3 protein-coding genes are annotated in these 2,597 nt (G+C 67.6%); 2 read left to right on the top strand and 1 reads right to left on the bottom strand.

Features of this window, described 5'->3' with window-relative positions:
• Positions 1-205: 205 nt before the first annotated feature.
• On the bottom strand, positions 206-910 hold the full coding sequence (locus ABZU25_RS34390) for a permease-like cell division protein FtsX (RefSeq protein ID WP_355033533.1): 705 nt from the start codon (positions 908-910) through the stop codon (positions 206-208).
• Between the two features lie 109 nt (positions 911-1,019).
• Here ABZU25_RS34390 and ABZU25_RS34385 point away from each other — a divergent pair, with 109 nt between their 5' ends.
• Together ABZU25_RS34385 and ABZU25_RS34380 are read left to right on the top strand one after the other, a co-directional pair.
• The gene (locus ABZU25_RS34385; protein WP_355033532.1) at positions 1,020-1,706 is read left to right on the top strand and encodes a PrsW family glutamic-type intramembrane protease; all 687 of its coding nucleotides are present in this window, start codon (positions 1,020-1,022) and stop codon (positions 1,704-1,706) included.
• 145 nt (positions 1,707-1,851) lie between these two features.
• The coding region (locus ABZU25_RS34380; protein WP_355033531.1) for a molybdopterin-dependent oxidoreductase at positions 1,852-2,597 on the top strand (746 nt) is incomplete at its 3' end.

The raw sequence follows: 2,597 nt of genomic DNA, 5'->3' as shown, positions 1-2,597 counted from the left end.
GTTCCGACCTTCGACAAGCCAGAACCTAGGCAGGACAACGGCGTGCGCCAAAAACGACGCGCCCAACCACCCACAGACACGTCACAAGACCCATAAATATGACTCAGAGGTATACCGCTCACTACCGCATCCGCCCCCCACGGAGGTGACCGACGGTCACCGCCGGCCGCCGGCCGCCGGCCGCCGGCCACAGCGGAGCAGACGACTACAGCATCGCCACCGGAGCCAGGGGTGTGCCGTCGACGCCATCGAGCTTCATCAGCTCGGACACGCCAGATCCCTCCCTGGTCAGGGGCATCTCGAAGCGCCACGACTCGTGCGTCATCTGCGGTTGGAGTTGGGTGGCCAGGTCGCCCTTGCCCTGGCACCGCTTGCGCAGGCGCTCGTATGCGGCGTCGCGGTCCTCGAACTTGATCGACTTCGCCGTCGGCAGTGCCCGGACGGCCTTCTCCACGGCGGCTCGTTGCTCGCCGGTCGCCGACGATTCCAGCCGGACGATGACCCCGATCCGGGATGGCAGCGGGTCGACATCCGCGATCCTGAGCACCACGTCCTCCACGCCGTCAACCTCAGCCAGCACCAGTTCGACCGCCTCGGCGATCGAAGCGTCGGTGACGGTGGCGTGGAAGAGCTCCGGCAGGTGCTCCGGCTTGAGGGACGCCAGCAGGTCGGGCTGGTCCTTCAGATCCGCCTTCTGACGCTCGTACGCCTGCTCGCGGGTTTCGAAGGACACCTCGGTGACACTCGGCATCGATCTGAGTCGCTGCTCCACGGTGCCCTTCTGCGCCACCGTCACCTCGTTGTCGAGGAAGACGGTCAAGGCGACGTCCGCGGTCTCCTCGGGCTTCGAGGTGCAGGCGGACAGGGTCAGCAGGGCTGCGAGTGCCAGGAACGGTGCTATGCGACGCATGATCGGAGATCGTAGTTATCGTTCCCGACCCTCGCGGTCCGTGCGGGAGTCGTCAGGATCTCGGGGCCGTGGCTAGTGTTCGTAACCTGGATCCGCCAGACTGCGCGGTATGGGTGATCGTTGGCGCCGGTCGGCATGGGTCGGGGTGCTCGTCGTCGGGCTGATCCTCTACCTGGCGGTGCTGCGGACCCTCGTCAGCACCAAGAATCCGAACTTCGTCCCGGCGCTGATCCTGCTCGGGGCGACGCTGGTGCCGTTGACGTTCCTGACGTTCGCGCAGGCGCGTACCGGTCGGTGGCAGGTGCCGGCGTCGGTGCTTGTGACGTCGGCGTTCTTCGGCGGGGTGATCGGCACTGTGGTCGCCGGCACGCTGGAGTACGACACCCTGCGCGGCCTCGGCGCCCTGCCCATGCTGTTCGTGGCACTGATCGAGGAGTCGGCGAAGCTGATCGTCCCGGTGGTGCTGTTGTTCACGGTGGTGGCCCAGCATCGTCGTCGGGTGCCCTCCGACGGGCTGTTCATTCGTGGTCTGACCGCGCCCGCCGGTCACACCGCGTGGACCGGGCTCACCGCCGGCGCGCTGTGGGCGCTGTTGGCCAGCCCGAGCGTCGGGCGGCTGTTCGGGTTCCTCGGCACGTTCCTGGGTGTCGTCGTCCTGCACACCCTGTGGGACACGTTCTCCGGTTCACTGGTCTTCGTCGTGCTGGCGATCGTCAGCATCGGCTGGCTGTTCTGGGAGCGGCGCCGCTACCGGGCCTTCGGCGACCACCGGGTCGGCCTGCTCCAGCCCAACTGATCCTCGCCGTACACCATGCCTTTTCCGGCCTGCTTCAGAGGGCCGGGGAAGGCATGACTCTTTGTGATCTCGCTGCGACCGGGTCGGCGCCTCGTCTACTGTCAGGCTGTTCACATTTGATGTGATTAGTCGGGAAGGTGCGGCGATGGGGGTGCGGACCTGGATCGAGGGCTGGCCGGTCTACCGCCAGCTCACCGGCACCGACCCGCTCGGCCGGGGCACGGCGGCCGAGTCCGACGGGTCCCGGGCGCTCACCGCCCGCACCGACACCGCCGACTCGATGGCCCGGTCCATCTGCCCGTACTGCGCCGTCGGCTGCGGTCAGCGGGTGTACGTCAAGGACGGGCAGGTCAGCCAGATCGAGGGTGACCCGGACAGCCCGATCTCGCGGGGTCGGCTCTGTCCGAAGGGCGCGGCCAGCAGGAGCCTGGTGACCAGCCCGCTGCGGCAGACCACGGTCCGCTACCGCCGGCCGTACGGCACCGAGTGGGAGGACCTCGACCTCGACACGGCGATGAACATGATCGCCGATCGCATTCTGGCCGCCCGGGACGAGACCTGGGAGGACGTCGACGCCGAGGGTCGACCGCTGAACCGGACGCTGGGTTTCGCCAGCCTGGGTGGGGCGACGCTGGACAACGAGGAGAACTACCTCATCAAGAAGTTGTTCACCGCGATGGGGGCGCTCCAGATCGAGAACCAGGCCCGCATTTGACACTCCGCCACCGTCCCCGGTCTGGGGACCAGCTTCGGTCGCGGCGGCGCCACCCAGTTCCAGCAGGACCTCTCGAACTCCGACGTGATCGTCATCCAGGGTTCGAACATGGCTGAGGCGCACCCGGTGGGCTTCCAGTGGGTGATGGAGGCCAAGCGCCGTGGCGCGAAGGTGTT

The sequence above is a fragment of the Micromonospora sp. NPDC005215 genome (assembly GCF_040607915.1).
GTDB lineage: Bacteria > Actinomycetota > Actinomycetes > Mycobacteriales > Micromonosporaceae > Micromonospora.
This window is presented reverse-complemented; position numbering and strand designations above follow the sequence as displayed.

Excerpts from the sequence above, each read along its gene's own strand:
- ABZU25_RS34390 (WP_355033533.1), bottom strand. The coding sequence starts at position 910 with ATGCGTCGCATAGCACCGTTCCTGGCACTCGCAGCCCTGCTGACCCTG.
- ABZU25_RS34385 (WP_355033532.1), top strand. The coding sequence starts at position 1,020 with ATGGGTGATCGTTGGCGCCGGTCGGCATGGGTCGGGGTGCTCGTCGTC.